A 23,385-nucleotide genomic window follows, 5' to 3' on the forward strand; every position below is an offset into this window, starting at 1 on the left:
GAAACGGCGTAATCGAGAACACTCTCGTCCTGCTCACTCCCGATTCCAGATCGTCGTAAGCTCACCGACGACTTCCGGATTTCTGAGAGTGTCACTATCCGTGGGCGGTCGGTCGTTGACAATGCGCTTGAGGAGTTTGTACATCGTCTTTCCGGAGTAGGTTTCGGGTAGTTCGGGTGTGAATACGACGCTCGCTGGTCGTGCGAACTCACCGACGTGTTCAGCGACTGCATCCGCAACCGCGTCCCGAATGGCGGTTCGATCCTGCTGTCCTTGCTCAAGTGTCGCAAAGACGCAGAGTGCGGACTCGCCGATTGTACGCTCAGCGACAGCAGCGGCTTCGGTAACGCCGTCAATGGTCGTTATTGCAGCCTCGAGTTCGGCTGTTCCGATGCGACGATTGCCGATCGTAATGACGTCGTCGTCGCGGCCGATGATCGTCACGTACCCGTTGTCGTCGACGACCGCACGGTCGCCGGTGAAGTACCGCCAGGAATCCGCCCGTGGGTCCGAAAACGCCTGCCAGTATTCTGCGAGAACCCAGTACCGGTCTCCCTCGAGCGGAACAAGCATCGACGGCCAGGGACGGTCAATCGTCAGATAGCCAGGTTTGCCCGGCGGGAGTTCGCGACCGTCTTCGTCGACGATCTGGATTTCAATTCCGGGTAACGGAGGACCGACTGAACCGGGCTTTAACTCGTCGACCTCAGGACGGACCGAGATGAGGACGCATCCAGTTTCGGTCTGCCACCACGTGTCGACGATTGGGCACCGTTCCTGGCCGACGTGGGTGTAGTACCACTCCCAGGTGTCCGGACTGATCGGCTCACCGACGCTACCAAGCAGTCGCAACGACGAGAGGTCGTGGGACGCAGGAAACGACTCACCCCACTTCATGAATGTTCGGATTACTCCCGGCGTCGTATAGAAGACCTCCACACCGTTCCGTTCGATCACCTCCCACGGACGGTGGCGGTCCGGATAGCGGAGACTTCCCTCTGCGAGGACGACCGTCGCACCTGAAAGCAGCGGCCCGTAGACGACATAGGAGTGACCGGTAATCCATCCGGCATCGGCCGTACACCAGATCGTGGTCCCCGGTGTGAGATCGAATACGGTCTGGGCCGTCCACGCGACACCTGTGAGGTAGCCCCCGGTTGCGTGAGTCATCCGTTGCGGTTCGCCGGTCGTTCCTGATGTGTGGATGTGAAAGAGGGGGTCGGTTGCCTCCCGCGGCACTGGGGACACGTTCGCACCGACAAACGCCTCAACGAGATTGTCATAGTCGTATTGGTTCCCACCGAGGTGCATATCGTGACTCGAACCGAGTCGATTGACGACGATTGTCGGGAGCGATTCCTCGATCGATGCCAGTGCCGTATCGGCTTTCCGCTTCTGATCGATCATGGTCTCCTCGCGGAAGCTACCGTCGCATGTGACGAGCGCGCGTGAGTCAACACGTTGCATCCGTTCAGCGAGCGCGTTAGGGGCGAATCCCGCGAAAACGACGTTATGGAGCGCGCCGATACGAGCACAGGCGAGCATCGTGATCGGTAACTCGGGAAGTTTCGGCAGGTAGATCGTGACGACATCGTCTTCTTCGACGCCGAGCTCACGGAGCGCGGCTGCGACAGCTGACACCTCGCGATAGAGATCGTAGTACGTATAGGTCCGACGCTCGCCACGTTTCCCTTCCCACCGCAATGCGACCTGATTCTTCCGCTCCTCGAGATGGCGATCGATGCAGTTTTCTGCGGCGTTCAAGCGCCCACCAACGAACCATCGGTAGAACGGCGCATTTTCCTTATCCACGATGCGCTCGTAGGGCTCGCTCCACTCGAGCAACGATGCGGCGGCGTCCCAGCACGCCGGCCACGCGCGATCGGGGCAGTCACCATCGGTTGGCTCTGTCGCAGTCCCGTCGCGACCGACCACTTGTGGAGTCCGGTGGCGAACCGTTCGGTTCTTGGAGGATATATATACTGGTCTCTCTTCGGTCATAGATTTGTCTCTTCGACGTCCACCCCCCTGTAGATTCTGTTTATTTGCCCATGGTACTATAATTTATAAATAAGGGTGGGAGATACTCAGTCGATCACATCGGATTAGGATGAGTGTCTGCTTGGCGAAGGTGTGAAAGCAACCCAAGCAGACAACGAGCTAAAAGAAGAGCACCTGCTTAATTTTGTCGTCAACAGTCTCGATGAGGAACTTTCGCTGGAGCTCGGGGAGAATGTAGCGGTCACGACGGAGGAATTGTACGAGGTCCTCGCCGGCGCCAGCGCCGGCGGGACCTCAATCAATCACGTCTGCGAGAAAACAAACGACTCGCCCCACGCCAATACCGTCCGTGGATATCTTACCGATCAGTTCGATCTTGATACCGTTGAAGCGGTTGGGAACACGCTCCTTCAACGGGATGTTCTTGAGACGCTTCCAGATCGACCGGTGGAGGTCGTCGCCGACCTCCACCTCGATCCCTACTACGGTGACGAGGACGAGACGGAGTCACTGTATTTCTCGCAGGCGAAACGAGGAACCACTGCCTTTCACGCCTACGTCACGCTCTACGCACGGGTGCGTAACAAGCGATACACACTGGCGGTTCGCCAGCTGGTCGCTGGCGAAGTCACCAGCGATGCTCTTGATGAGTTCCTCGAACTCCTCGACGGCCTTGACCTGCGCGTCAAGGCCGTCTACCTTGATCGCGGATTCTACAACAGCACCTGTCTCGAACTGCTGTACGCGCACAACTACGCCTACATCATGCCAATCGTCAAGTGGGGTGAGACGATTCAAGACGAACTCAGCAGAGGCTGGAGTCGCGTGATCGAACACAAACTCGCTGGGCGGGTAACATTCCCTGTGTTCATCGACTGTGTCTACCAGCGAGGACGATACGACGAGCACGGGGTGGCGCGTCACGGCTACGCCGCTGACGCGCCGTTCATTGACACACCACAGGATGCACGAGAACACTATCGCAAGCGCTTCGGCATCGAATCAAGCTACCGATTAGCCAAGCAGAGCCTTGCTCTCACCAGTTCACGGGACGCTGGGCTTCGGTTATTGCTGTTTGTCGTGAGTCTGTTGCTGCAGAACGTCTGGCGATACCTCCACTGGATGTACGTGGCGGCGCCCCGCCGTGGGGGGCGCCGCCTCTGGGAGTGGTCGTTCACGGAGTTCTGTGAGATGGTGGTTCGTGCTGCCTGGACAACCCTCGGTGTGCGCAGAACTGTCCCAGCGAATCAACCACCCGACGACCGGTTCTTCCGGTAGCTGTCCCTGAATTGGGGCTGCGCTCGTGAGTGGCTACACTGTCGCGTCGGCGGCGATCCGCCGCCGACAGCGACTGACTGATGTCAGATCCTGCCACCACCATCGTTCCGAAGGCTATCCAGACATTACGGACGTAGATTCAGTGCCTACTGGAGGAGATCGTGAGCCTCTCGATGTGATCGACTGATACTAGCATAGTGGACCCAAATTGATCTCCGAGAACCAGTTATGGACAGCGACTAAAAGTTGCCAGTACGTGTTTGCCTCAAAGGCTCAACCTCGATACAGTGCGTGACAGAAGATCACTTCGTGGTCTCAGATCACCTGCTGGAGTTCTTCGTATAGTTTCACTGCTAATGTCACTGACGCGTTTGAGTGTGCTATCAAGAAAAACACTAATCTAATTCTAAGCTGTGAATGATGGGAATGAATGGTGTATCCATCTCGAAATTCAAACTTTATGCTCCTGTATCTTCACTACTAAATAACAATGGTCTGGTCCGTTCGGCTCAGGGACGACGAGCATGAAACGAGGCGAACCGAATCCAATGCAACTATCTCTACATGTTCAGAGTGTGGGTCGAGTAACGTAGTCCGACACTCTGATCAAGGTGAGCGAATCTGTGAGGAGTGCGGTCTAGTGATTGAGGAAGCAATGGTTGATTCGGGACCAGAATGGCGTGCATTTAATCACAAAGAACGACAGGAGAAGTCGCGTGTCGGTGCCCCAACTACTCAGACAATGCACGACAAGGGGCTCACCACCCAAATCGACTGGAAGGATAAGGATGCATACGGTCGCTCGATTTCCTCGAAGAAGCGTTCGCAGATGAACCGGTTACGGAAATGGCAGAGCCGTATCCGGACAAAAGACGCCGGTGAGCGGAATCTCCAGTTCGCGCTCAGCGAGATCGACCGGATGGCCTCGGCACTGGGTGTCCCACGATCGGTTCGTGAGGTAACAAGTGTGATTTACCGGCGAGCGCTTCAGGAAGACCTCATCCGTGGACGATCAATTGAGGGCGTTGCCACAGCTGCACTGTATGCCGGCTGTCGGCAAGAAGGTATTCCGCGCTCATTGGAAGAAATCACAGAGGTTTCGCGTATCGAACGAATAGAGGTAAGCCGTACCTACCGATACATCTCGAACGAGCTCGGTCTTGAACTACTCCCTATCGATCCGAAGCAGTACGTGCCTCGCTTTAGCTCAAAACTGGATCTCCCACAGGAAGTCGAAGCTAAGGCCAATGAAATAATTGAAGAGACCGCTGATCCATTACTCTCTGGGAGAGGTCCATCGGGATTCGCTGCCGCCGCTATTTACGCTGCCGCCTTGCTTTGCAACGAGAAACGGACCCAGAAAGAAGTAGCAGATGTCGCCCAAGTCACCGAAGTTACAATTCGTAACCGGTATCAGGAGCAAATCGAGATGCTTGGCATACAGTAATTGTACTCTCAAAGGTACTCACCCGCCGGGCTTAAGGCATACAATTACGAACAATTTACTATGTCGTCCATTGAGCTCACTCCGAGCCAGAAAAAGATTCTCCGCGCACTAACGAACCTCTACAAGGAGTCCGAGGGCGCCATCAAGGGCGAAGACATCGCCGAGCAAGTTGACCGGAACCCAGGGACAATACGCAACCAGATGCAGAGTCTCAAAGCGCTCCAACTGGTAGAGGGCGTTCCCGGCCCGAAAGGCGGCTACAAACCGACTGCTACAGCCTACCAAGCACTTGATATCCAGCAGTTGGACGACCCAGTCACTGTCGCTCTCGAGCACGAGGGGGATCTGGTCGAGGACGTCATTGTCGAGGAAATTAACCTCTCGAGCGTCCACCATCCCGAACTCTGTCGCGCGGAGATACTCCTGCAGGGAACCATCAGTGACGTCGATGAGGACGATCCAATCACCGTCGGCCCAACCCCTCTCTCGAAGCTCGTCATTGATGGACGCGTCGACGGTAAGGACGATACGAACAACATTCTCATCCTCAGGATCGAAGACATGATTGCTCCAGCCGAAAAACCCGAGCACTGACCACACGCGTCGCCGGTGTCCCGTTCATTCCCTTCTCATTCAAATTTACCTCCTAAAATAAGATGCCACTAGATGCTATGCTTGTTTTCTTGATAGCTGTCGATTGCGAGAGTTTCCAAGTTGTGACTAGTTTGAAGGTCGGTTTCACAACATTATTCTCAATCGTGAATTCAAGCGATTTCGAACTATAGACCGTGTACGTCGGTTCATGATCGACTCGCGAATCTCGAAAATCGAGATACGGGATTCGAACGAGCGCGGTCCCAGGCATAGATCACTCGAGGCCGAAGCGATCGAGATGCATTACTTTGCCCCACGCATCGACGAAGTCGCGCACGAATTTTTCCTCGGCATCGTCGGATCCGTAGATTTCTGCGATGGCTCGGAGCCGGGCGTTCGAACCGAAGATGAGATCCACACGGGTAGCCGCCCACTCGACTTCGCCCGTTTCACGGTCACGTACCTCGTAAATGTCGTGGGCCTCGGAGGGCGCTTCCCACTCCACGATGTCTTGGGATTCCGAGGGCGATTCCCACTCGTAGTCCATGTCGAGCAGGTTCCCGAAGAAATCGTTGGTCAACGTCTCCGGACGGTCGGTGAAGACGCCGATCTCGGATCCCTTGTAGTTCGCACCCAGCGCGCGCATGCCGCCGACCAGAACCGTCATCTCGTCGGCCGTCAGGTTCAGGAGGTCAGCCTTGTCTACCAGCAACTCCTCCACTGAACGGTCGTGATCGTCCCCAAGGTAGTTACGGAACCCGTCGGATTTCGGTTCAAGCACCTCGAAGGACTCGACATCGGTCTGGGCCTGCGTGGCGTCGGTGCGCCCCGGTTCGAACGGAACGTCCACGTCGTATCCGGCATCTCGCGCGGCTTTCTCGACGGCCGCAGAGCCACCCAGCACGATCAAGTCAGCAAGTGAGACACGCGTGCCGTCGGATCGCGAGCTGTTGAAGTCCTCCCGGATCCCCTCCAGCGTCGCGAGTACTCCCTCTAGCTGCTCCGGTTCGTTCACCTCCCAGTTCTTCTGCGGTTTGAGACGAAGACGAGCGCCGTTCGCACCGCCGCGCTTATCGCTGTCGCGGTACGTCGACGCCGCCGCCCAGGCGGTCTTAACCAGCTGGGAGATAGTTAGGTCCGAACTGAGGAGTCTCTCCTTGAGCTCCGCAATTTCGTCGTTGCCGATCAGCTCATAATCGGCTTCGGGGACGGGGTCCTGCCACAGCATCTCCTCGTCGGGAACCTCCGAGCCGCGGAAGCGGGACGGCGGGCCCATATCACGGTGGATCAGCTTGTACCACGCCTTCGCGAAGGCATCCTCGAATTCGTCCGGGTTCTCTCGGAAGCGCTCGATAACCTTCCGATAGTCTGGATCCTTCTTGAGGGCGATGTCTGTCGTCAGCATCATAGGTGCGTGCCTCTCCGATGGGTCGTGAGCGTCCGGTACGGTCTCCGCTGCAGCCTCGTCCGTCGGTGCCCATTGCTTCGCACCACCGGGACCCGTCACCAGTTCCCACTCGTAGTCGAGCAGGTTGTCGAGATAGGAGGTGTCCCACATCGTCGGCCAGGCGTTCCAGGCCCCTTCGAGGCCACTACCGATCGTGTCGGGGCCTTTGCCGGATCCGTGGGTGCTCTTCCAGCCGAGGCCCTGCTGGTCGATGGGGGCCGCCTCGGGTTCGGAGCCGACGTGCTCGTCGGGGTTGTCGGCGCCGTGGACCTTCCCGAACGTGTGTCCGCCAGCGATGAGCGTGGCCGTTTCCTCGTCGTTCATTGCCATGAGGCCGAACGACTCCCGGATGTTCTCCGCCGACGCGAGCGGGTCCGGTTCACCGTCCGGCCCTTCCGGATTCACGTAGATGAGCCCCATCACGGTAGCACCGAGTGGTCCCTCGAGCTTCCCATCCTCGTCGAAGCGATCGGATACTTCCCACTCGTCCTCGGGGCCCCAGTCGACGGCCTCGTCGGGGAATAGTCGTCCTCGCGGCCCCCGGCGAAGCCAAACGTCTCGAATCCCATCGTCTCGAGGGCGACGTTCCCGGCCAGAACGATCAGGTCGGCCCACGAGAGTTTGCGGCCGTACTTCTGCTTGACCGGCCAGAGCAGCCGACGTGCCTTGTCGAGGTTCACGTTATCGGGCCAACTGTTGAGTGGCGCGAACCGCTGGGTCCCACCGGACGCGCCGCCGCGGCCATCGGTGATGCGGTACGTGCCGGCGCTGTGCCACGCCATCCGGATGAACAGCGGCCCATAGTGGCTGTAGTCCGCCGGCCACCAGTCCTGCGACGTCGTCATCACGCCTTTGAGGTCCGCTTTCACCGCTTCGAGGTCCAGGTTCTCGAATTCCTCGGCGTAATCGAAGTCCTCGTCCATTGGATCGGCTGGACGAGCGTTCTGCTCGAGTATTTCCACGTTCAACCTGTTCGGCCACCAGTCCTTGCCAGGCCCAGTCATCGACGAACAGTTGCTTCTTTCTTGTATTAAGGATTTCTAATCTTCTGATGTTCTGTTCTTGTTTCACAAAATAATTTTTTCATATAGGAACTATTGTTAGTGTTGGATAGACACTGTGTATCCAGCACAACCGCTGTGCTTCTGACTAACTTACACTTCACACCCGAATTCAAGGTCAAGTCAGAACGGAGCGATTCCGAACAGCCTTCGGAGGCGGTCTACCCGCCACCGATGAGACAATATCCGAAACACCGACGCGGTGGACGCGAATCCTCGAAGGGTTAGATCTGTGCCCGTTGGTCGAGCAAGGACCACGGTAACTCCAAGTCCGTCGAAGTGTCCGTGACTCCCTGCTGGCAAAAACAACAGATGGGAGTCACCGATGCCGAGGATAGGTGTAACGGCGGTTTGGCACCGTCAGTCAGCCACTGTTTCGTGATGGGGTAAACGGGTTCTCAAAGAAAAACTGGAATCATGGTTGCGAACCTGAAGCTCCCAACGCTCGGGATTCCTGCGTCTTCAGGCGCAGAAGGATGTCAACCTCGGCGGAGACAAACGATGGCACCGATTGTCCTATGCACTTCGCTGGACTGGGCTACAATCGTGTCTGATAGAACTCATCCTGTCCAGATTCAGCGGGAATCATTTGCGAGTGACGGCAAAATGTCATATTATCACTTTCAATCGATTCGATTCCTTTCCTTGTCAAATTCGATGCTGTAACCACCAGTACGGAGGGCGGAGACCGCTTCGTCAAGGGTGGTCGTATCACGAACGAGAGTGGCAACGTCCGAACGATCAGCCACCGGGCTCGTCTCGAAGTAGAACGTTACCGAGCTAGGGACGGTAACCTCGAGGGATAGCTCCCCGCGGCGGATCGTTCGCTCCCCGAGTTCACCCCGCGCGGCTTCGACAGGAAGCCGACTCGCCTCCGTATCAACGATGTCGAGCACTGCTTCCAGTTCCGACCGGACCTGACGCGTGATCCCCCATGAGCCGAGGAGCGCGTCCTCGGAGAGCGACTCGAAGGCTCGATCGAGTTCATCGAGGGTCAATTCGCCGTCGCTTCCGAATCCAATGACACCGATGCACGTGTCGATGTCGAGTTTCTCCAAGGTAACGAGGCCGAGTCCATCGGTGACCGGACTACGTAGTCCCGGTTCGTCCCCTCGGGCGAGAATGTCACCGCCGGCGTCAACACCGACGACGAGATCGACTTCTAGCGTTTCGCAAGCATCCCGAAGTCCACTGGTCATTTCGCGGACACCCCGGCTGATGTCGATGAGCGCGACCCGTTGTTCGAAGTGGTCAGCGACGAGGGATTCGCAGAATACCAGTCCATCCTCGGTTCTCGTGTCGCCGTTTGCCATACCGACAGTCTCGCTGATCCGCTCGTAGTCGACCACTTCCGAGAGGCTGCGAGGACCGGGCCGGGAGTCGCGAGGAACCGGTTCCCAGGTCGTCCCACCCAAGATTACGTCAACGCCTACCGATTCGAGAAAACGGGCGGTCGGGATACTACCGACTACGTCGCCACTTCCACCGATACCGAAAACGAGCGCACGATCGACGTCGAAGGAGTCTTCCAGCGTATTCATATGAAGTGCAGTCACCATAGATGTATGAAGATTTGGTCCTCTGCGACGGTGACGTGCCCACTGGCTGTAATCTGAACCGACCGAACAGATGATAGAGGAGATGCTGGACCGAACCAGACGGGTTGTCCGGTCTGCACGGCAACGCCCACCGAGAGCGGGTCAGGCAAGTCGGTGCGATTATAAACGATAGAATCTAACATACGAGATGTCGAAGCTGATCCCGGCGAAGAGAAGCTGTACGAGTGCTTCAAGTGGAAAAACATCATCGCCGTGGACAGCCCTAGCTACTGTCCCGACTGTGGCGAATCGATGCGAAATCGTCGAAAGCCGCTAGAATGACCATGTCACCCAACTCCGAGAGAGACCGCGACAAGACAGAGGATTCGACAGTACAATCTACGGAACCGGAATCGGCGCTCGAAACGGCACGCCGGCAGCTCCACCATGCCGCAGACCACCTCAGTATTGACCAGCATGTCGTCGAACGGCTCAAACACCCGAAAAAAGTCCATGAGGTTACCGTCCCAGTCGAACGAGATGACGGCACAGTTGAGGTCTTTACGGGATACCGAGCCCAACATGATAGCGTCAGAGGCCCATATAAGGGAGGGCTCCGATACCACCCTGAAGTGACCAGAGATGAATGCGTCGGACTCGGCATGTGGATGACCTGGAAGTGTGCGGTTATGGACCTCCCGTTCGGCGGTGCCAAAGGTGGCGTCGCCGTCAATCCGAAAGAGCTGAGTTCGGCGGAAAAAGAGCGGCTCACCCGGCGGTTTGCACAAGAGATTCGCACCGTCATCGGTCCCAACAAGGATATTCCCGCCCCAGACATGGGGACGGATCCACAGACGATGGCGTGGCTGATGGACGCGTACTCGATGCAAGAAGGCGAGACGACACCGGGCGTCGTAACCGGAAAGCCGCCGGTCGTCGGCGGCAGTAAAGGCCGTGAAGAAGCCCCCGGACGGAGCGTGGCGATCATCACACAACTCGTCTGCGAGTACTACGACCGTCAACTCGAGGAGACGACGGTAGCAGTACAGGGATATGGAAGTGTCGGCGCAAATGCTGCCCGACTGCTTGACGAATGGGGAGCGACGGTCGTCGGGATTAGCGACGTCAACGGAGCGATGTACGATCCAGAGGGGATCGATACGGCTTCGGTCCCCTCGCACGACGAGGAGCCGGAAGCCGTCACCGACTACGCGGATACCCTGATCTCAAACGAAGAGCTACTCACGCTCGACGTCGACGTGCTCATTCCCGCAGCTCTGGGGAACGTTATTACGGAAGAAAACGCAGAGGCGATTGCTGCGGATCTCGTCGTCGAAGGAGCAAACGGTCCGACCACCTCGACAGCAGATTCGATGCTCGCCGAACGTGATGTTGCAGTGATCCCCGACATTCTCGCCAACGCCGGTGGAGTTACGGTGAGCTACTTCGAGTGGCTCCAAGACATTAATCGTCGAGCCTGGTCGCTCGAACGAGTGAATGATGAACTCGAAACAGAGATGCAGGCCGCCTGGCGTGACGTCCAAGCAGAGTTCGAAAGCCGTGATGTCACCTGGCGTGATGCAGCCTACATCGTCGCGCTTTCTCGAATCGCTGAGGCTCACGAGGCCCGGGGGTTGTGGCCGTAACAGATGGGTCATCCTCCACTCAAGCGAACTCGGCAGCCATCCACTCCGCTTGAACGAGGACTATTTCGGATATTCCGACTGTCATCGCTCGGTACCACTGCTGTAGTTGTTTGGTTATTCGGGTATCTATTCATCGGGTTTACACTCAGCGTGATTGGCATCTACGATCCTGAATTCGGCGTGATGAGCTTTACCGATCCCTTCTTTATTGTGTCGAGCTTCTTGGCGGGAGCTTTCATGTGTGCGATGTCCGGGACACTCACGCTACTCACACTCCTTCTTGATACGAAGAATGCAAACGCGGAATTTGTTATACTGATGAGTTTGATCGCCTTTGGCTTTGGCGCAGCCACGATGCGAATTACATCCAATCCTGTGCAAGCGTGGCTCATTGATGTGTGGAGCGCTATAGTGTGAACCGCCTCGAGGGCAAGTGGTTCGAGAGATCTGCTCCCTCGTCATCACGAGACGGCTTTTTTTGCTGTCTCGGACGACTCCGAAGCACGCCGCCTACTCAGCCTGGTGATCTGGATAATCCTATTCGAAGTGATCGACGGATTTCTCGTACTGCTCGGTCGCGTGTTCCCAGTCGACGACCTCGAAGAAGGCATCGATGAAGCTTCCCCGATCCGGGCCGTAGTCGTAGTAGTAGGAATGCTCCCAGACGTCGAGCGCAAGGACGGGATGAGCGCCCCAGAGCGCGCCCTGGTCGTGCTTGTCGACCACAACGTTGCGCAGCTGCTTGGTGACTGGATCGTACACTAGGAGAGCCCAGCCACCAGCGGCGCTCGCGGCGGCTTCGAACTCTCCTTTCCAGCCCTCGTAGGAGCCGAAATCGTCTTCGATGCGTTCACGGAGATCGCCGGACGGTTCGCCGCCGCCGTTGGGCGACATATTGTTCCAGAACAGTGTGTGGAGATAATGGCCACAGCCGTTGTGAGTGACGCTGCGCATCGCGCTTCCGGAGGAACCGAAGTCGCCTGATTCGCGGTTCTCCGCCAGCGTCTTTTCGGCGCTATCCAGGCCTTTCACATAGCCCTGATGGTGGGTATCGTGGTGCCACGTCAACACTTGCTCGGCGCTCTTGCGAGGGAGATTGTTGAATGCGTGAGCGGCGGCTGAATGTCGAAGAGAGTGGGCACCGCGCGGCGCCAACATGTTCCCTGTGACCAGATATTTCTGTGGGATTGGCCTTGTTGAAATCCTTTTTCGCTGACATTCGGTAGAGGTGCCCTCCTCGCTACTCACAACCAAAGCACCAGCAACGAGCCGCTATACGAAACCCCACGACTGCACGAGGGCTTCAACAGAGCCGTGGGATTCCGATCGACTTTTTACACCTGATTTATGGGTGGTCTCAGGAAGGGCTTCTTCACCCGAGGCTCCCCTCCATCTCGAGTTCGATGAGGCGGTTGAGTTCGACTGCGTACTCGATCGGCAGTTCCTCTGTGATGGGCTCGATGAGGCCCGCGACGATCATTTGCTTGGCGTCGTCGTCGCCGAGGCCACGGGACTGGAGGTAGAAGACGTCCTCGTCGCCGATTTTGCCGACAGTTGCCTCGTGGGCGACATCCACCTTCGACTCGTTGATCTCCATATACGGCATGGTGTCCGAGGTGGACTCGTTGTCGAACATCAGCGCATCGCACTCCACCGACGTGGAGGAATGTTCGGCGCCGTCGGCGATGTGGACGAGGCCGCGGTAGTTCGTACGGCCGCCGTCTCTCGAGATAGACTTCGATTCGATGGTCGACTTGGTGTTCGGTGCGTTGTGGTAGACCTTCGCGCCGGTGTCGATGTTCTGATCTTCACCAGCGAAGGCGATGGTGATGTGGTTGTCCGTCGCACCCGGACCCTTGAGGATCGTGGCCGGGTAGAGCATCGTTGCCTTCGAGCCCATGCTCCCAGACACCCACTCCATCGTGCCGTCTGCCTCGACGATGGCACGCTTGGTGTTGAGGTTGTAGGTGTTTTTCGACCAGTTCTGCACGGTCGAATACTGGACGTGCGCGCCCTCGTCCACGAACACTTCGACGCAGCCCGAGTGAAGGTTGAACTCCGAGTATTTCGGCGCCGAGCAGCCCTCGATGTAATGGACTTCCGAGCCCTTTTCGGCGACGATGAGCGTGTGCTCGAACTGGCCCATCCCTTCGGAGTTCATCCGGAAGTACGCCTGGATGGGCATCTCGACGACCGTGTCCTCGGGAACATAGACGAAGGAGCCGCCCGACCAGATCGCACCGTGGAGCGCGGCGAATTTATTGTCGCTCGGCGGAACGCACTTCGTCATGAAGTACTCTTTGACGATATCGGGGTGCTCCTGGACCGCTTTGTCCATATCCATGAAGACGATGCCCCTCTCTTCCCACTGATCCTTCATGTTTTGGTAGACGATTTCGGACTCGTACTGGGCGCCGACGCCGGAGAGAGCGTTCTTCTCGGCCTCGGGGATGCCGAGCTTGTCGAAGGTGTCCTTGATGTCCTCGGGGAGCTCATCCCAGTCGTCGACGGCGCCGCGGACGTCAACGTCCGGCCGGATGTAGGGGATGATTTCGGCGACGTCAACCTCCGAGAGGTCGGGCTGCCCCGGCCAGTCCGTCGGAACCGGCATATTCTGCTCTATTGAAAATGCGGTACGGCGGTAGGATCATAGTTTTTCAGCGGTCAGTTTGATGTTGTGAAGAGCGAACATCAGGATGATCTCTCGAAACTGTCGGTACCAGAACCGCGAACGCAAGGCGGAGTCTTGCGTTCGCTTCGTGGTTAAGTAGGACGTTTCTGCCATCCATCGTTGCGTGTACCCGCTGGCCCGGTTGAGTGCGTTATGCGCAGCAGCCATCGGTGTCGACCCACGGTGATGAACGAGGTAGTCGAGATTTAGCCCAGATAGCTCGTATTCGGTGTGCCAGTCCTGGAAGCCGTTATCGGCGACTACGGCCCGCAGGTCGTCCGCGTTCCGGCGGACGACCCGCGGGCCAGCCTTCGTATCGTGCTCTCGCTCAATGCAGCAATGAACGTCAAGCACCGCCAGAGACTCTGTATCAGTCAGTGTCGTCGCTTTGATCGTCTTAACCGTTCGATCTCGCCGCTGGAGGTAGTACTGCGAGGCTTGCTTGCGTTCGAAGAATGTGCTATCTAGGGCGACGTGTCCGGACTGGCGGTGTTGCTGCGCTGAAACGCGCAGCAACGCCCGCCAAACGTACATCGCATACCGATCGAGTGAGTGGTAGAACGTCGTTGGATCAGGCAACGCGTCCGGATGGAGCCCAAGACGTTCGCACACCTCAGGCATGAGACCGAGCCGATCGACGAGTTCAGTGAACGTGTGGCCTTCTTCCTTACGAAGACAGTGAGCGACGATGTGAGCCTCGCGGGGAAGCCCGCCGGAGGCGGGCCTCCCCGCTCGATTCCCTAACGCTTGTTTAGCTGCATGGAGTCCCTTTCCAACGAAGTCGAGGAGTGCGACTGCCATAATCGGCTTCTCGACCTCATTCCCTCAAATCATTACGGACTAATCCCGTCGCCGTCCGCTGTTTTCAATAGAGCACTATATTCTTGCCCTCAAGAAGCCGCTGAAGGCAGTGAGTAGGCAGGGTAGTTCACTTGGCGATACTCATTGAGAAGATTGGAACAGATCTGCAGTGTTACGGGAGTGATGGCGAATGGTACGGTGAAGGAGAGACGACAACCCTCCACCGTTTCCGGAGCTTTTGCTAATGGTGCGTTCCGAGAACCCACACTCCACCGTTTCCGGAGCTTTTGCTAATGGTGCGTTCCGAGAACCCACACTCCACCGTTTCCGGAGCTATCTCAAACAAAGGAGGTGGTGGTCCTAGAAAAGAGGTCTATATCACCGGAAGATTCCATGAATCGCATAGCGTGAACCACTAAAAAATAACATATAATATATTCATGATGAAGTTGCTCCGACAGTACGGTTACTGTTTCATTCACTTTTATTTAAAGCTTTGTCTTTTGCTAGACCATCGTCGAAAAGAGGGAGTACCTTTTCAAACGAAAGCTCCGGAAACAATGGAGTGAGGGTGTATTATAAAGAACGAAAGCTTAGGAAGTGATGGTGTGGGGTTGGTTTATAAGCATCTGAGCTTAGGACGCTTCGGAAGCTTAGGAAGCGGTGGCTTTATCATGTCATGTTGTATTGTAATCTCTCATGGGGATGTTCCAGCGGGATCGTCAAGTGTTCGCGGATGCCGAACCACTTGACGACTCGTATGAGCCTGAGGATATCCGTGAACGGGATGTGGAACTCGAGAAATATCAACGAGCTCTCCAACCCATCATCGATAACCGCCCGACATCGAACATTTTCCTGTACGGGAAGACGGGAACAGGAAAAACCGTCGCGACCAAATTTATGCTATCGCACTTGGAGAACGATGCTGCCGAGTACGATGACGTTGATCTCTCAACCGTCTGGGTCAGCTGTGAGAATCTTTCCTCGTCTTACCAGGTCGCAGTCGCACTCGTAAATGAGCTTCGTGAAAGCCAGAACAGAGATCGCATCAGTACCACCGGCTATTCCCAGCAACGTGTATTCGATATCCTCTACGAAGAACTCGATGCACTCGGTGGTACTGTTGTGATTGTCCTTGACGAGATCGACAACATCGGTGACTCCGATGATATTCTCTATGGACTTCCTCGAGCGCGGTCGAACGGTTATGTCAGCAACGTTCGCCCTGTGATCGTCGGTATCAGCAATGACTTCCAGTTCCGGGATAATCTCTCGCCGAAGGTCAAGGACACACTCGCTGAAAAAGAAATCCTCTTTCCGCCATACGACGCGAACCAACTGCGCTCGATTCTCGAACCACGCGCTGAAAAAGCGTTCTATGATGGCATCCTCGATGGAGACGTGGTTCCGCTTTGTGCAGCCTTTGCCGCTCAGGACACTGGATCGGCCCGACAGGCGATCCGTCTACTTCGTGAAGCTGGAGAACTGGCTCAGGCTGAAGATGCCGATATCGTGACCGAGGAGCACGTCCGGGATGCACAAGACGAACTCGAGAAGAACCAACTCTATGAAGGGATGCAAGAACTCACGACACAGGGGCACGCAGTCCTCTGTGCACTCGCTTATCGCCAGGCGCTCAACGAAGTTCCTGTCCGGTCTCGAGATCTTTACGAACGGTATATAAAGATATGTGATAGACTTGATGCTGATAGTGTGAGCGAACGGCGTGTTCGCGATCACCTTTCAGATATGAACATGCTTGGGCTCATTAACGTCTATGAACGGAACGAAGGGCTCTCGGCCGGCCGTTATCACGAGTACGAGCTTGATGTCCCGCTAAACGCAGTTCTTGAGGTTCTTCTCTCGACGAACCGGTTTAAAGAGGTGGCAAACATCATTCACTCAATGGCTAATGACAACAATCTCCTTCAGTCAGATATTTCTGATTATTGAGTCCGGGGCTTCGGTGATTGGAACAGTTCGATGGTCGCTGAAAGCTCCGGAAACGACGGAGGGTCCGGACTCGTTTAAGAGCTCCGGAGATTCCGGAGAAGACCTGTCACCAATTGGTATGGTTCATAAAAGCTGCTCACGTATATCTGTGCCGCATCTAAGTGTACTATGATAAACAACTCTAGTAATAATTCTGCGTGGGACAATTCAATTATTACTGATATTGGTTAGCCCCGTGACTATTGAACAAACAGATTGCATCGGCTATTGTGGTTTCGTCCAAAACACCCCCCCACCGTTTCCGAAGCTATGGATGGGGAACTATCAAACTAGTTATCAGTTCGAAATTTTGACTGTAGTTGTCGGCAGCTCTTTGTAGTGGTGTGATGAGCACTAATCTAGTTTATTGATAATTCGTTCAGCATCAGACGTGAACCATGCTGAACGAACCGCCCTCCAGTGCTTTGAGTGGCATTATATCTCCTCTGGGTCTATGTTCTGAGCTTTCTTCTATACTGTCTGTAGATCCGAAATGTTCGATATCATCGTTCGAGTACCTCAACATCTGGATTTGTACCCGTTGATCCGGCGACTGCTTTCGCACGCTCGAGCTCACGGATCTATCACTGAGCCTGCCGTTCGAGCGGTTTGGCTCGCCGACAACGTTCACGAGCGTCGTCGACAACGTCCTTGTCACCAATCGTGAAGCGCTTGTCACGGTGATCGATCTGCTCGAGCATCAGTACCGATTCTCGGCTTCGTCCACTGCAGCATCTCGAGCGTCCGCTTGGAGGTGCTCGTAGCGGACCTCACAGCTGTCCGAACAGAACCGACCAGAATACCCTGTCCGATCGCGAGCAGGTTCCGAACACGTCGGCATCCGACACTCATCGCGGTCAGTCATCTGGCGATTCCTCGGTTCCGGAACCGAGTTGTTTCAATGTTCGTCGACGCGATTGCTGTCTCTCGTTGTCTCATGGGTTGCTGCGGTGGGCTCCTTTCGAGCCCCCGCACCCCTTTCGGGGGTTACAAACCGTCTCGGGTGACGAGATCACTCCACAGTCAGTGGCTGAACGTGCCATCCGGCGCAAGGACAAGTCCCGTCCGGATCTCGAGGTCGACTCGGCGAAGATGCTTGCAGCCATCGTCTGGCTGGCGCTGCTCGAAATCAGGACAGGTACACGTTGTTGCCTCAATATCGACCTTGTAGGTGTTCCCGCTTTCACTCTTGACCTCGTAGAGCGGGCCCACTGTCGCAGAGCAGACGTCCAACTTCTCGTTCAGTGCACGGCGAGTTCGTGGGTCGTCGATCGAGTAGCCACCTGCCTCGAGTGCAGTCGCTGGCTGGCGGTTGTCGCAGGGGATAGTGAACTCGTCGCGACGGTTGCGTTCTTGGCCACACTTCCTGCAGCGCCAGTACCGTGTACGATACTCGTAGCCATCAGTGAGATTGAGTTCGTACGGTGTTGGCTCTGCGCCCGGCAGCCATTCGTCGATCGCGACAAGTTCGTGTCCGTTCAGTCGGGCAATGTCTCCTGGATAGCTGTGATCGCGGTCGCTCGTGTGCTCGTTTGTCGGTTGATCTCGATGCGGGTCGCTCTCGGGTGGTCGATTTGTACTCATTCGTGGCCTCGAGGCACACGAACATGCGCCTCACTCCTACTGGCGCACAAAGATTACCGGCGTAAGCAGATTAGGAGAACAGATCAAGCTCTCGGCTATCTGGCTGGTCTTTCACAATGCTCTCGGGCCGCTATCGACAATACTCGCAAACGCGACGTTCTTCTGAACCTGCTCGATTTTGACGGTGGGCTCGTCACCAGGTTGGGCGTCAGGGACGATCACGACGTAACCACGTTCGACTTTTGCAATGCCGTCGCCCTGATCGCCGACAGTCTCGATTGTTACAGTACGTACCTCACCTTCCTCGACAGGAGGTCCCGATGGGGCACGGTTCACGGTTTCCCGAGAAGGAGATTGCTGTGACTCTTGTTGCATCGATGACTCTGTCGAAGCTGGTGACTCAAGAATCGCTACACGATATGTTTCGTCAGCTGACACCGCTTCATGATCAACTTCACTCAAGAGAACTTCAACAACGTATGTTCCATTTCGTTTTTCGATTGGGGCGCTGAACAGAGAGCAAAGGGAATCGGGAATCTCGACCATTGAGTTTCTAGTGTTCAGTTCCCACGGGACAAGTAAGTTTCAGTACTTCACAAAGCTGGTCCTCGTAGACGTGGATTGCATCGTCTGCTTGCTCAATAGTAGACACACCCCGCTTAAAAAGTTAATAAAGAAGGAGATTAGAAATTGATCTTCTTGTAATTCTGTTCGAATTGTGCAGTATTGACATCGATCTCTGCCATGGACATGATGACTTGGTATTCTTCGAGGATGCTCGGAAGCTCGGTAAGGAAATCTGCTAAGTCGCTCTTGTTGCGTGATATCAAATTTGAAGGAAGCTGTCGACGAACTTGAGACCGGCCTGCAGTGACGCTTTGCTGCGTTCAGGAATACCTTCGACATCTGTCTCTCCGCGCCGCTCAACAACGTGGTAGAAATAGTCAGTTCAATCCAACAAGGAAGTACACTGTTCCTGTGAGAGAAGTGGATTCGACGGATACTGTTAAACGCCTGTCCATCAAAACTGCCATACAGAACTACGATGGCTGGCATTACAGATCCACGGCCACCACTTCCGGAGTGGATTCTCGAGTGCTACGACCGGCTGTGTACGCAGGCATGTCGGCCAGACCAGGGAGAAGACAGTGTTCCGCTGATCGACTACGACGATGCCACCGACATCCTAGTCGCCGATTCAGAGCTGGCACTCGAGCAACGGGACGTTGAGTACGCCCTTACTCGGCTCCTCGAACGAGGCTACTTCTACGAAGTCGAGAACGAACTTCGGATCACATCCCCAGAAGAGCAGTGTTGACGGCTCTTCGAAGAGCTATCCTGCGTATCGATAGATCAACACACTATGCCGACCTCGAGCCATTGCACTCGACTCGAGTCGGTCTTCCACCTCGCCACCCCATTATCGAAATTGGCCAGAGGAGACGCCTTCGCTCCGCTGGAGATCTACCTCATACTTGTCGAATACGGATTCGAATCCTTCGTCGACGATCTGCTGGACGAGTTCAGCGAACGAACTTCGATTTCCTGGATCCTCAACAAGCGACCGAAACGTACTCTCGAAGTGATGCCCATGAGAAGGCCGATCACGACTCGAGGTTTCGTGAGCGGCTTCGTGCAACACCACGAGATACAGGTCGTGCATCCAGACTGCACGCTGGCGGCTCGTCACTGCCGAGTCGGTGATCACGATGTACGTCCTGCCATCAGTCCAGGCATCGACACTCGCCTCACCGTAGTACACGTCTCGCTCAATCCCAAGCTCCTTTGCGAGCACCCGAGCGAAGCGGAGATAGCGCCGCTGATCAGCGTTCAACTGTGATTCGTCCTCGATGCGATGATAGCACGTCCAGACACCTTCTGACTCTGCTTGTTCGCCAACATCGAACGTCTCTGGCACCGCTATCGATGTATCCTCGTCAGTGGCGAGGTCGCGAAGCCGCTGGGTCGCCGAATCACTCGTATCGAGGACGACGTAACCACGCTCGACGAGTTTGTCCGCGCCTTTTTCGGCATCGCCGACCCACCCGATTTTCGGGGCCGCCTGGATCTCCTCGAGGCTGATACGGGACTCAGTCGCTAATTGGAACAGTTTGCGATCGGCCCACTGCTCGTCCGACGACTCGGATTCCATCGCCTCGATCATTACCTCCCGACTCTCAGCAGTCAGCCGGTCATCCGAGACGTCCACATACAGATCGTCACGAGCCTGCTCAAGTGCGTTGTTGATCCGCTGCCAGCGGTCACAGCCTGACTGGATATCGTTGCGGGCAAAGTTCAGCGTCAAGTTTCCCTTCGAGACGACAACCCCGCCGAGTCCGTATTCGCGTTTCGTCGTCACGTACAGGCCATTACTGTAGATATCGAGCCCCTCGTGGGGTGTGTACTCGAGTGCGAGAGTCGCATCGTCAGTTTCGCGTGTGAGCGACGGATGTGGCGAGTCAGCCACTGCCTCGAGTGGATCACCCTTGTCGACCGATTCGCCGTTGATTACGACCGAGACGCCGGTTCGTGACTGCACGTACGCGAAGCGCTTGCGAAGATCGCGAACGTAGCGCCGCCAGCGGTAACTGTCCGGATCTGGAACCTCGTCTTCGTAGTGATCGATCTCAACGAGCATCCCCTCGAGATGATGCTCAGCATCCACGAGTTGGCCATCGCGCCCACTGACGTCTGCCCACGGCCTCGAGTCGTGTCGATCTCGGTAGTCAAAGCACAGTGCGGTGCCATGACTCCAGATACGAACGGCACCCTTCGCGATGATCGCACCCTTGCCGATGCCCCACTCGCCGATCGTCTCGTCGTCCGACCGTTGCTTGCTTCCCGAACCCAGCACTGAGAGGTTGCGTCGCCCTTCGGTCGATTCGAGGTCAACACCAGCGCCGTCATCGAGGATGAGCGATCGTTCAGGCGAGATACTGACCAGCACACGGGATGACCCAGGACTGTCGATGCCGTTTTGGACCGCTTCACGGATCGCGTCTGTGAGATCCGCCATCTGATCTTCGATAAGGTACGTTGCGACCCGCTCGTCAGCGGTCATTGTCACGGTCTTCTCGGTCGATGGCTGACTGGCCGGCCTCGAGTCAGTCGCTTCGTTTGTGGCGAACTCCGATAACGTCGGATGTTCTGTCATGGTGTCCACCCCTGTGGCACCATAGAAACCGAACCGTGCGGTCACTTGGAAACAGGCATGAAATCCGGTTCGACTTGGCGCAGTCTTCCGGTATTCTCGAGGAATGAGTAGAGATCGTCGTACAGGTCAGTGTCTTCGTCGGTGCCGTCTGGGATGAACGCAACGTATACCAGTCGCCAACGATCACACAGAACCGTTGGGTGCGAATCATCACGACGTTCAACCGTCGAGGACCATCAAGGGGACGCTCAAGGAAGCCTGTCTCGCCCGCTGCATTACTCCGAACCAATGAAATGACGATTGCGACTTTTTCGTTCCCCCGGAATGAATCATCGCATCAACTGTGATGACTCTTCCAGAATCAAGTTGCACTGCTAACTTTTCTCGAATTCCGCTTTCTTAGGCTGTGTCTGTCTCAATGACTCCGATTTCGGCGCAGTTGAAGAGTACGAACCCAACTGCAACGGCGTTCGAATGATGTCCACGAGTGGCCGCGAGTGAGCGGCCAACTGTGTGTGCAGCGGGATCCGACATCTGTCTGGATCAGCTGCACTCTAACGCATGTATTCAAAGGAGAAAAATCATGCTTCCAATATAGTTTGGTTCCGTCGCAGAACTAGCGCAGGAAGTGATTGAAACGGTGTTCGCTGTGTCGAAGATTGAGCCTGAGTACCGCCGATGATCATAGTAATCGTCTCTGAGAAAGCGAAGTCCATGATACCGCTCAACACGCTCTGGTCTACGAAGAGAGGTCACGCCACTCCGTTCCTGTTGCCGTTTCCAGCTGTTCCAGAAACTGGTCTATGAGTTGGTCTTCAGTACCCGCTGATCCGGGTGCTGTGTCAAGCACGTCAATCGTTGCCCGTCTGGTGGTCTCCAGAGTTCCTTCCCAAATTTCGATATTGATAACGGCCTTTCGAAAGATGACGAGCAGTCGATCCGCTTGTACGGTGAGATAGTCGATTTCCTGCCGGTCAAGCGCAGCAGGGACATCAACAGGTGCCGTCAGCTGATATAACGTGGCCGATGCATCACTCATTATGGAGAGACTCACGATGCTCGTATAAGAGTGTCCGGCGTCCATCTGTTCACAGACGGTACGAGGCGGATGCCCCGACCCTTGTGCTGGTAGAGACTCCAGATTGAGGAAACCGCCCTGTCCGGGCAAGCGGTCGAACTGCTCCGTCGTCTCGAGACGCTGTTGGACTATTGGACCCACGTCGGAATCATGGTCGGTCTTTCCTTCCTGGTCCCGCCGTCGCTGTACGACGCAATTCGAGACGCCGGCCACGCCCACCAGCGATTCGTGGAGCTACGTCCTCGCACACGATATCGAACCAACTGACTGCGTGTAGGATACTCAGATATTTTCATCCAGCCGGGTTCAAGAAACTACTACGGACGAGATAACAAAGGCGTAGAGAGCTATGGGGGGATGTTTTGAAGCGTCTGGTGGTTACTGAAGGAGACGACGATATGATATATACATAAACTCGATCTAGCCCGACTGTGATCCAGTGAAGAGTGAATCGAGTACATTCGGATCGATGTAGTCGTAGAGCGGAGGAAGTTCTACTGGATCCCGACCTGTCTGTTTCGCAACTTCCTGGACGATATCGATAGAAGAGAGCTCACTGGTTGTCTGAATGCTCATAGACTACCTCACATAAAAATATCGGCGATCTGGTGGATGCTTGCTAATAATCATGGTGGTCAAGTCCGACCACGATATCGGCGTCATCCTTGGCTTCCTCCATCACCATATCGACCTCCTCTTAGGTTGCTTCCTCAAACTCGCTCTCGTCCATTCTATTCGCGTGTAAATCAACTAAGCGCTTCGACTGCCAAAGCGAAACGACCTATAGTGTCTACTCTGAAGTAGTACTACAGACAGTGAGCAGCGCAAAACAACGGCTCGAGGACTTGCCATCGAGTGCGAAGTTGGTCCACATGACGCTGGAATTCGAGGGAGAGTGCACACAGAAGGAACTTGTCAAGGAGACCAGGCTCTCATCTCGGACTGTTCGATATGCGATCTCTCGGCTTGAAGAAGAGCAATTAGTTGAGCAACAAGTGTCCTTTCGAGACGCCCGTCAGAAGCTCTATTCGCTTGTGGAGTAGTCCATAGTCCTCGTGGACTTCTGGGGATCCTTTGACGCCCTTGTCTT

At 55.7% G+C, this 23,385-nt stretch carries 19 protein-coding genes and 4 pseudogenes; 9 read left to right on the forward strand and 14 right to left on the reverse strand.

Annotated features, from left to right (window positions below; translation table 11 throughout):
• Window positions 1–33 precede the first annotated feature (33 nt).
• A complete protein-coding gene (locus CP556_RS21225) occupies window positions 34–2,001 on the reverse strand; it encodes an acetate--CoA ligase (protein ID WP_098727664.1) in 1,968 nt (655 codons plus the stop codon).
• 132 nt (window positions 2,002–2,133) lie between these two features.
• Here CP556_RS21225 and CP556_RS21230 point away from each other — a divergent pair, with 132 nt between their 5' ends.
• The 3 genes from CP556_RS21230 (at window position 2,134) to CP556_RS21240 (ending at window position 5,320) form a co-directional block, all read left to right on the forward strand.
• Window positions 2,134–3,279: an ISH3 family transposase gene (locus tag CP556_RS21230; protein WP_098727665.1), complete on the forward strand. Its 1,146-nt coding sequence runs from the start codon at window positions 2,134–2,136 to the stop codon at window positions 3,277–3,279.
• Between the two features lie 490 nt (window positions 3,280–3,769).
• Window positions 3,770–4,726, forward strand: a complete 957-nt coding sequence (locus CP556_RS21235; protein ID WP_098727666.1) for a transcription initiation factor IIB — start codon at window positions 3,770–3,772, stop codon at window positions 4,724–4,726.
• A 60-nt stretch (window positions 4,727–4,786) separates the two neighbouring features.
• The gene (locus CP556_RS21240; RefSeq protein WP_098727667.1) at window positions 4,787–5,320 is read left to right on the forward strand and encodes an Rrf2 family transcriptional regulator; all 534 of its coding nucleotides are present in this window, start codon (window positions 4,787–4,789) and stop codon (window positions 5,318–5,320) included.
• Window positions 5,321–5,594: 274 nt separating this feature from the next.
• Here CP556_RS21240 and katG read toward each other — a convergent pair.
• Window positions 5,595–7,771: pseudogene (gene katG, locus CP556_RS21245) on the reverse strand (catalase/peroxidase HPI).
• Between the two features lie 680 nt (window positions 7,772–8,451).
• Complete coding sequence (locus CP556_RS21250) at window positions 8,452–9,369, reverse strand: DUF1152 domain-containing protein (RefSeq protein ID WP_098727709.1); 918 nt, start codon at window positions 9,367–9,369, stop codon at window positions 8,452–8,454.
• Between the two features lie 234 nt (window positions 9,370–9,603).
• On the opposite strand from CP556_RS21250, the gene CP556_RS26975 reads away from it, so the two are divergent.
• The 3 genes from CP556_RS26975 to CP556_RS21260 all read left to right on the forward strand — a co-directional run bounded on the left by CP556_RS26975 (window position 9,604) and on the right by CP556_RS21260 (window position 11,429).
• Window positions 9,604–9,708: a rubrerythrin-like domain-containing protein gene (locus tag CP556_RS26975; RefSeq protein WP_394340752.1), complete on the forward strand. Its 105-nt coding sequence runs from the start codon at window positions 9,604–9,606 to the stop codon at window positions 9,706–9,708.
• 2 nt (window positions 9,709–9,710) lie between these two features.
• Window positions 9,711–11,012: a glutamate dehydrogenase GdhB gene (gdhB, locus tag CP556_RS21255; RefSeq protein WP_218011996.1), complete on the forward strand. Its 1,302-nt coding sequence runs from the start codon at window positions 9,711–9,713 to the stop codon at window positions 11,010–11,012.
• Between the two features lie 150 nt (window positions 11,013–11,162).
• Complete coding sequence (locus CP556_RS21260; protein ID WP_255291547.1) at window positions 11,163–11,429, forward strand: hypothetical protein; 267 nt, start codon at window positions 11,163–11,165, stop codon at window positions 11,427–11,429.
• 120 nt (window positions 11,430–11,549) lie between these two features.
• Here the strand turns inward: CP556_RS21260 and sod are convergent.
• The 3 genes and pseudogenes from sod to CP556_RS21275 form a co-directional block, all read right to left on the reverse strand.
• A pseudogene (gene sod, locus CP556_RS21265) lies at window positions 11,550–12,092 on the reverse strand (superoxide dismutase); the annotation flags it as partial.
• A 292-nt stretch (window positions 12,093–12,384) separates the two neighbouring features.
• Window positions 12,385–13,644 (reverse strand): annotated as a pseudogene (gene sufB, locus CP556_RS21270) (Fe-S cluster assembly protein SufB); the annotation flags it as partial.
• A gap of 15 nt (window positions 13,645–13,659) precedes the next feature.
• Window positions 13,660–14,484 (reverse strand): transposase, encoded by an 825-nt coding sequence (locus CP556_RS21275; protein WP_098727672.1) that lies wholly within the window; start codon window positions 14,482–14,484, stop codon window positions 13,660–13,662.
• A gap of 699 nt (window positions 14,485–15,183) precedes the next feature.
• Here CP556_RS21275 and CP556_RS21280 point away from each other — a divergent pair.
• Entirely contained in the window at window positions 15,184–16,440 is a 1,257-nt protein-coding gene (locus tag CP556_RS21280) for an orc1/cdc6 family replication initiation protein (protein WP_098727673.1), read from the forward strand.
• A 542-nt stretch (window positions 16,441–16,982) separates the two neighbouring features.
• Here the strand turns inward: CP556_RS21280 and CP556_RS27370 are convergent.
• The 4 genes and pseudogenes from CP556_RS27370 to CP556_RS21295 all read right to left on the reverse strand — a co-directional run bounded on the left by CP556_RS27370 (window position 16,983) and on the right by CP556_RS21295 (window position 18,609).
• A pseudogene (locus tag CP556_RS27370) lies at window positions 16,983–17,180 on the reverse strand (hypothetical protein).
• Window positions 17,180–17,344, reverse strand: coding sequence for a hypothetical protein (locus CP556_RS26185; RefSeq protein ID WP_176548283.1), 165 nt, complete (start codon window positions 17,342–17,344; stop codon window positions 17,180–17,182). The pseudogene CP556_RS27370 and the gene CP556_RS26185 overlap by 1 nt, the downstream one beginning before the upstream one ends.
• Before the next feature lie 158 nt (window positions 17,345–17,502).
• The gene (locus CP556_RS21290; protein ID WP_098727674.1) at window positions 17,503–18,063 is read right to left on the reverse strand and encodes an SWIM zinc finger family protein; all 561 of its coding nucleotides are present in this window, start codon (window positions 18,061–18,063) and stop codon (window positions 17,503–17,505) included.
• Window positions 18,064–18,174: 111 nt separating this feature from the next.
• Window positions 18,175–18,609, reverse strand: coding sequence for a TRAM domain-containing protein (locus CP556_RS21295; RefSeq protein ID WP_098727675.1), 435 nt, complete (start codon window positions 18,607–18,609; stop codon window positions 18,175–18,177).
• 499 nt (window positions 18,610–19,108) lie between these two features.
• Here CP556_RS21295 and CP556_RS21300 point away from each other — a divergent pair, with 499 nt between their 5' ends.
• Window positions 19,109–19,381 (forward strand): hypothetical protein, encoded by a 273-nt coding sequence (locus CP556_RS21300; protein WP_098727676.1) that lies wholly within the window; start codon window positions 19,109–19,111, stop codon window positions 19,379–19,381.
• A gap of 102 nt (window positions 19,382–19,483) precedes the next feature.
• Here the strand turns inward: CP556_RS21300 and CP556_RS21305 are convergent, their stop codons facing one another.
• From CP556_RS21305 to CP556_RS26190, 4 genes are all read right to left on the reverse strand, one after another.
• Window positions 19,484–21,217: a hypothetical protein gene (locus tag CP556_RS21305; protein WP_098727677.1), complete on the reverse strand. Its 1,734-nt coding sequence runs from the start codon at window positions 21,215–21,217 to the stop codon at window positions 19,484–19,486.
• On the reverse strand, window positions 21,168–21,506 hold the full coding sequence (locus tag CP556_RS26980; protein ID WP_255291548.1) for a C-terminal helicase domain-containing protein: 339 nt from the start codon (window positions 21,504–21,506) through the stop codon (window positions 21,168–21,170). Before CP556_RS26980 ends, CP556_RS21305 begins: the two co-directional genes overlap by 50 nt.
• Before the next feature lie 450 nt (window positions 21,507–21,956).
• Complete coding sequence (locus CP556_RS25555; protein WP_141551735.1) at window positions 21,957–22,256, reverse strand: hypothetical protein; 300 nt, start codon at window positions 22,254–22,256, stop codon at window positions 21,957–21,959.
• Between the two features lie 459 nt (window positions 22,257–22,715).
• A complete protein-coding gene (locus CP556_RS26190) occupies window positions 22,716–22,871 on the reverse strand; it encodes a HalOD1 output domain-containing protein (RefSeq protein WP_176548284.1) in 156 nt (51 codons plus the stop codon).
• Between the two features lie 296 nt (window positions 22,872–23,167).
• Between CP556_RS26190 and CP556_RS21320 the strand changes: the two genes are divergently transcribed.
• Window positions 23,168–23,338 carry a MarR family transcriptional regulator gene (locus CP556_RS21320; RefSeq protein WP_098727710.1) on the forward strand — a complete coding sequence of 57 codons (171 nt, stop codon included), beginning with the start codon at window positions 23,168–23,170 and terminating at the stop codon, window positions 23,336–23,338.
• The last annotated feature ends 47 nt before the right edge of the window (window positions 23,339–23,385 follow it).

The sequence above is a fragment of the Natrinema sp. CBA1119 genome (assembly GCF_002572525.1).
Taxonomy (GTDB): Archaea; Halobacteriota; Halobacteria; order Halobacteriales; family Natrialbaceae; genus Natrinema.

Bases quoted from the DNA above. Each gene is read 5' to 3' on its own strand.
- CP556_RS21225 (WP_098727664.1), bottom strand. From the start codon at position 2,001: ATGACCGAAGAGAGACCAGTATATATATCCTCCAAGAACCGAACGGTT.
- CP556_RS21235 (WP_098727666.1), top strand. From the start codon at position 3,770: ATGGTCTGGTCCGTTCGGCTCAGGGACGACGAGCATGAAACGAGGCGA.
- CP556_RS21240 (WP_098727667.1), top strand. From the start codon at position 4,787: ATGTCGTCCATTGAGCTCACTCCGAGCCAGAAAAAGATTCTCCGCGCA.
- CP556_RS21250 (WP_098727709.1), bottom strand. From the start codon at position 9,369: ATGAATACGCTGGAAGACTCCTTCGACGTCGATCGTGCGCTCGTTTTC.
- gdhB (WP_218011996.1), top strand. From the start codon at position 9,711: ATGTCACCCAACTCCGAGAGAGACCGCGACAAGACAGAGGATTCGACA.
- CP556_RS21275 (WP_098727672.1), bottom strand. From the start codon at position 14,484: ATGGCAGTCGCACTCCTCGACTTCGTTGGAAAGGGACTCCATGCAGCT.
- CP556_RS21280 (WP_098727673.1), top strand. From the start codon at position 15,184: ATGGGGATGTTCCAGCGGGATCGTCAAGTGTTCGCGGATGCCGAACCA.
- CP556_RS26185 (WP_176548283.1), bottom strand. From the start codon at position 17,344: ATGACTGACCGCGATGAGTGTCGGATGCCGACGTGTTCGGAACCTGCT.
- CP556_RS21290 (WP_098727674.1), bottom strand. From the start codon at position 18,063: ATGAGTACAAATCGACCACCCGAGAGCGACCCGCATCGAGATCAACCG.
- CP556_RS21295 (WP_098727675.1), bottom strand. From the start codon at position 18,609: ATGGTCGAGATTCCCGATTCCCTTTGCTCTCTGTTCAGCGCCCCAATC.
- CP556_RS21300 (WP_098727676.1), top strand. From the start codon at position 19,109: ATGGCTGGCATTACAGATCCACGGCCACCACTTCCGGAGTGGATTCTC.
- CP556_RS21305 (WP_098727677.1), bottom strand. From the start codon at position 21,217: ATGACAGAACATCCGACGTTATCGGAGTTCGCCACAAACGAAGCGACT.
- CP556_RS25555 (WP_141551735.1), bottom strand. From the start codon at position 22,256: ATGAGTGATGCATCGGCCACGTTATATCAGCTGACGGCACCTGTTGAT.
- CP556_RS26190 (WP_176548284.1), bottom strand. From the start codon at position 22,871: ATGAGCATTCAGACAACCAGTGAGCTCTCTTCTATCGATATCGTCCAG.
- CP556_RS21320 (WP_098727710.1), top strand. From the start codon at position 23,168: ATGACGCTGGAATTCGAGGGAGAGTGCACACAGAAGGAACTTGTCAAG.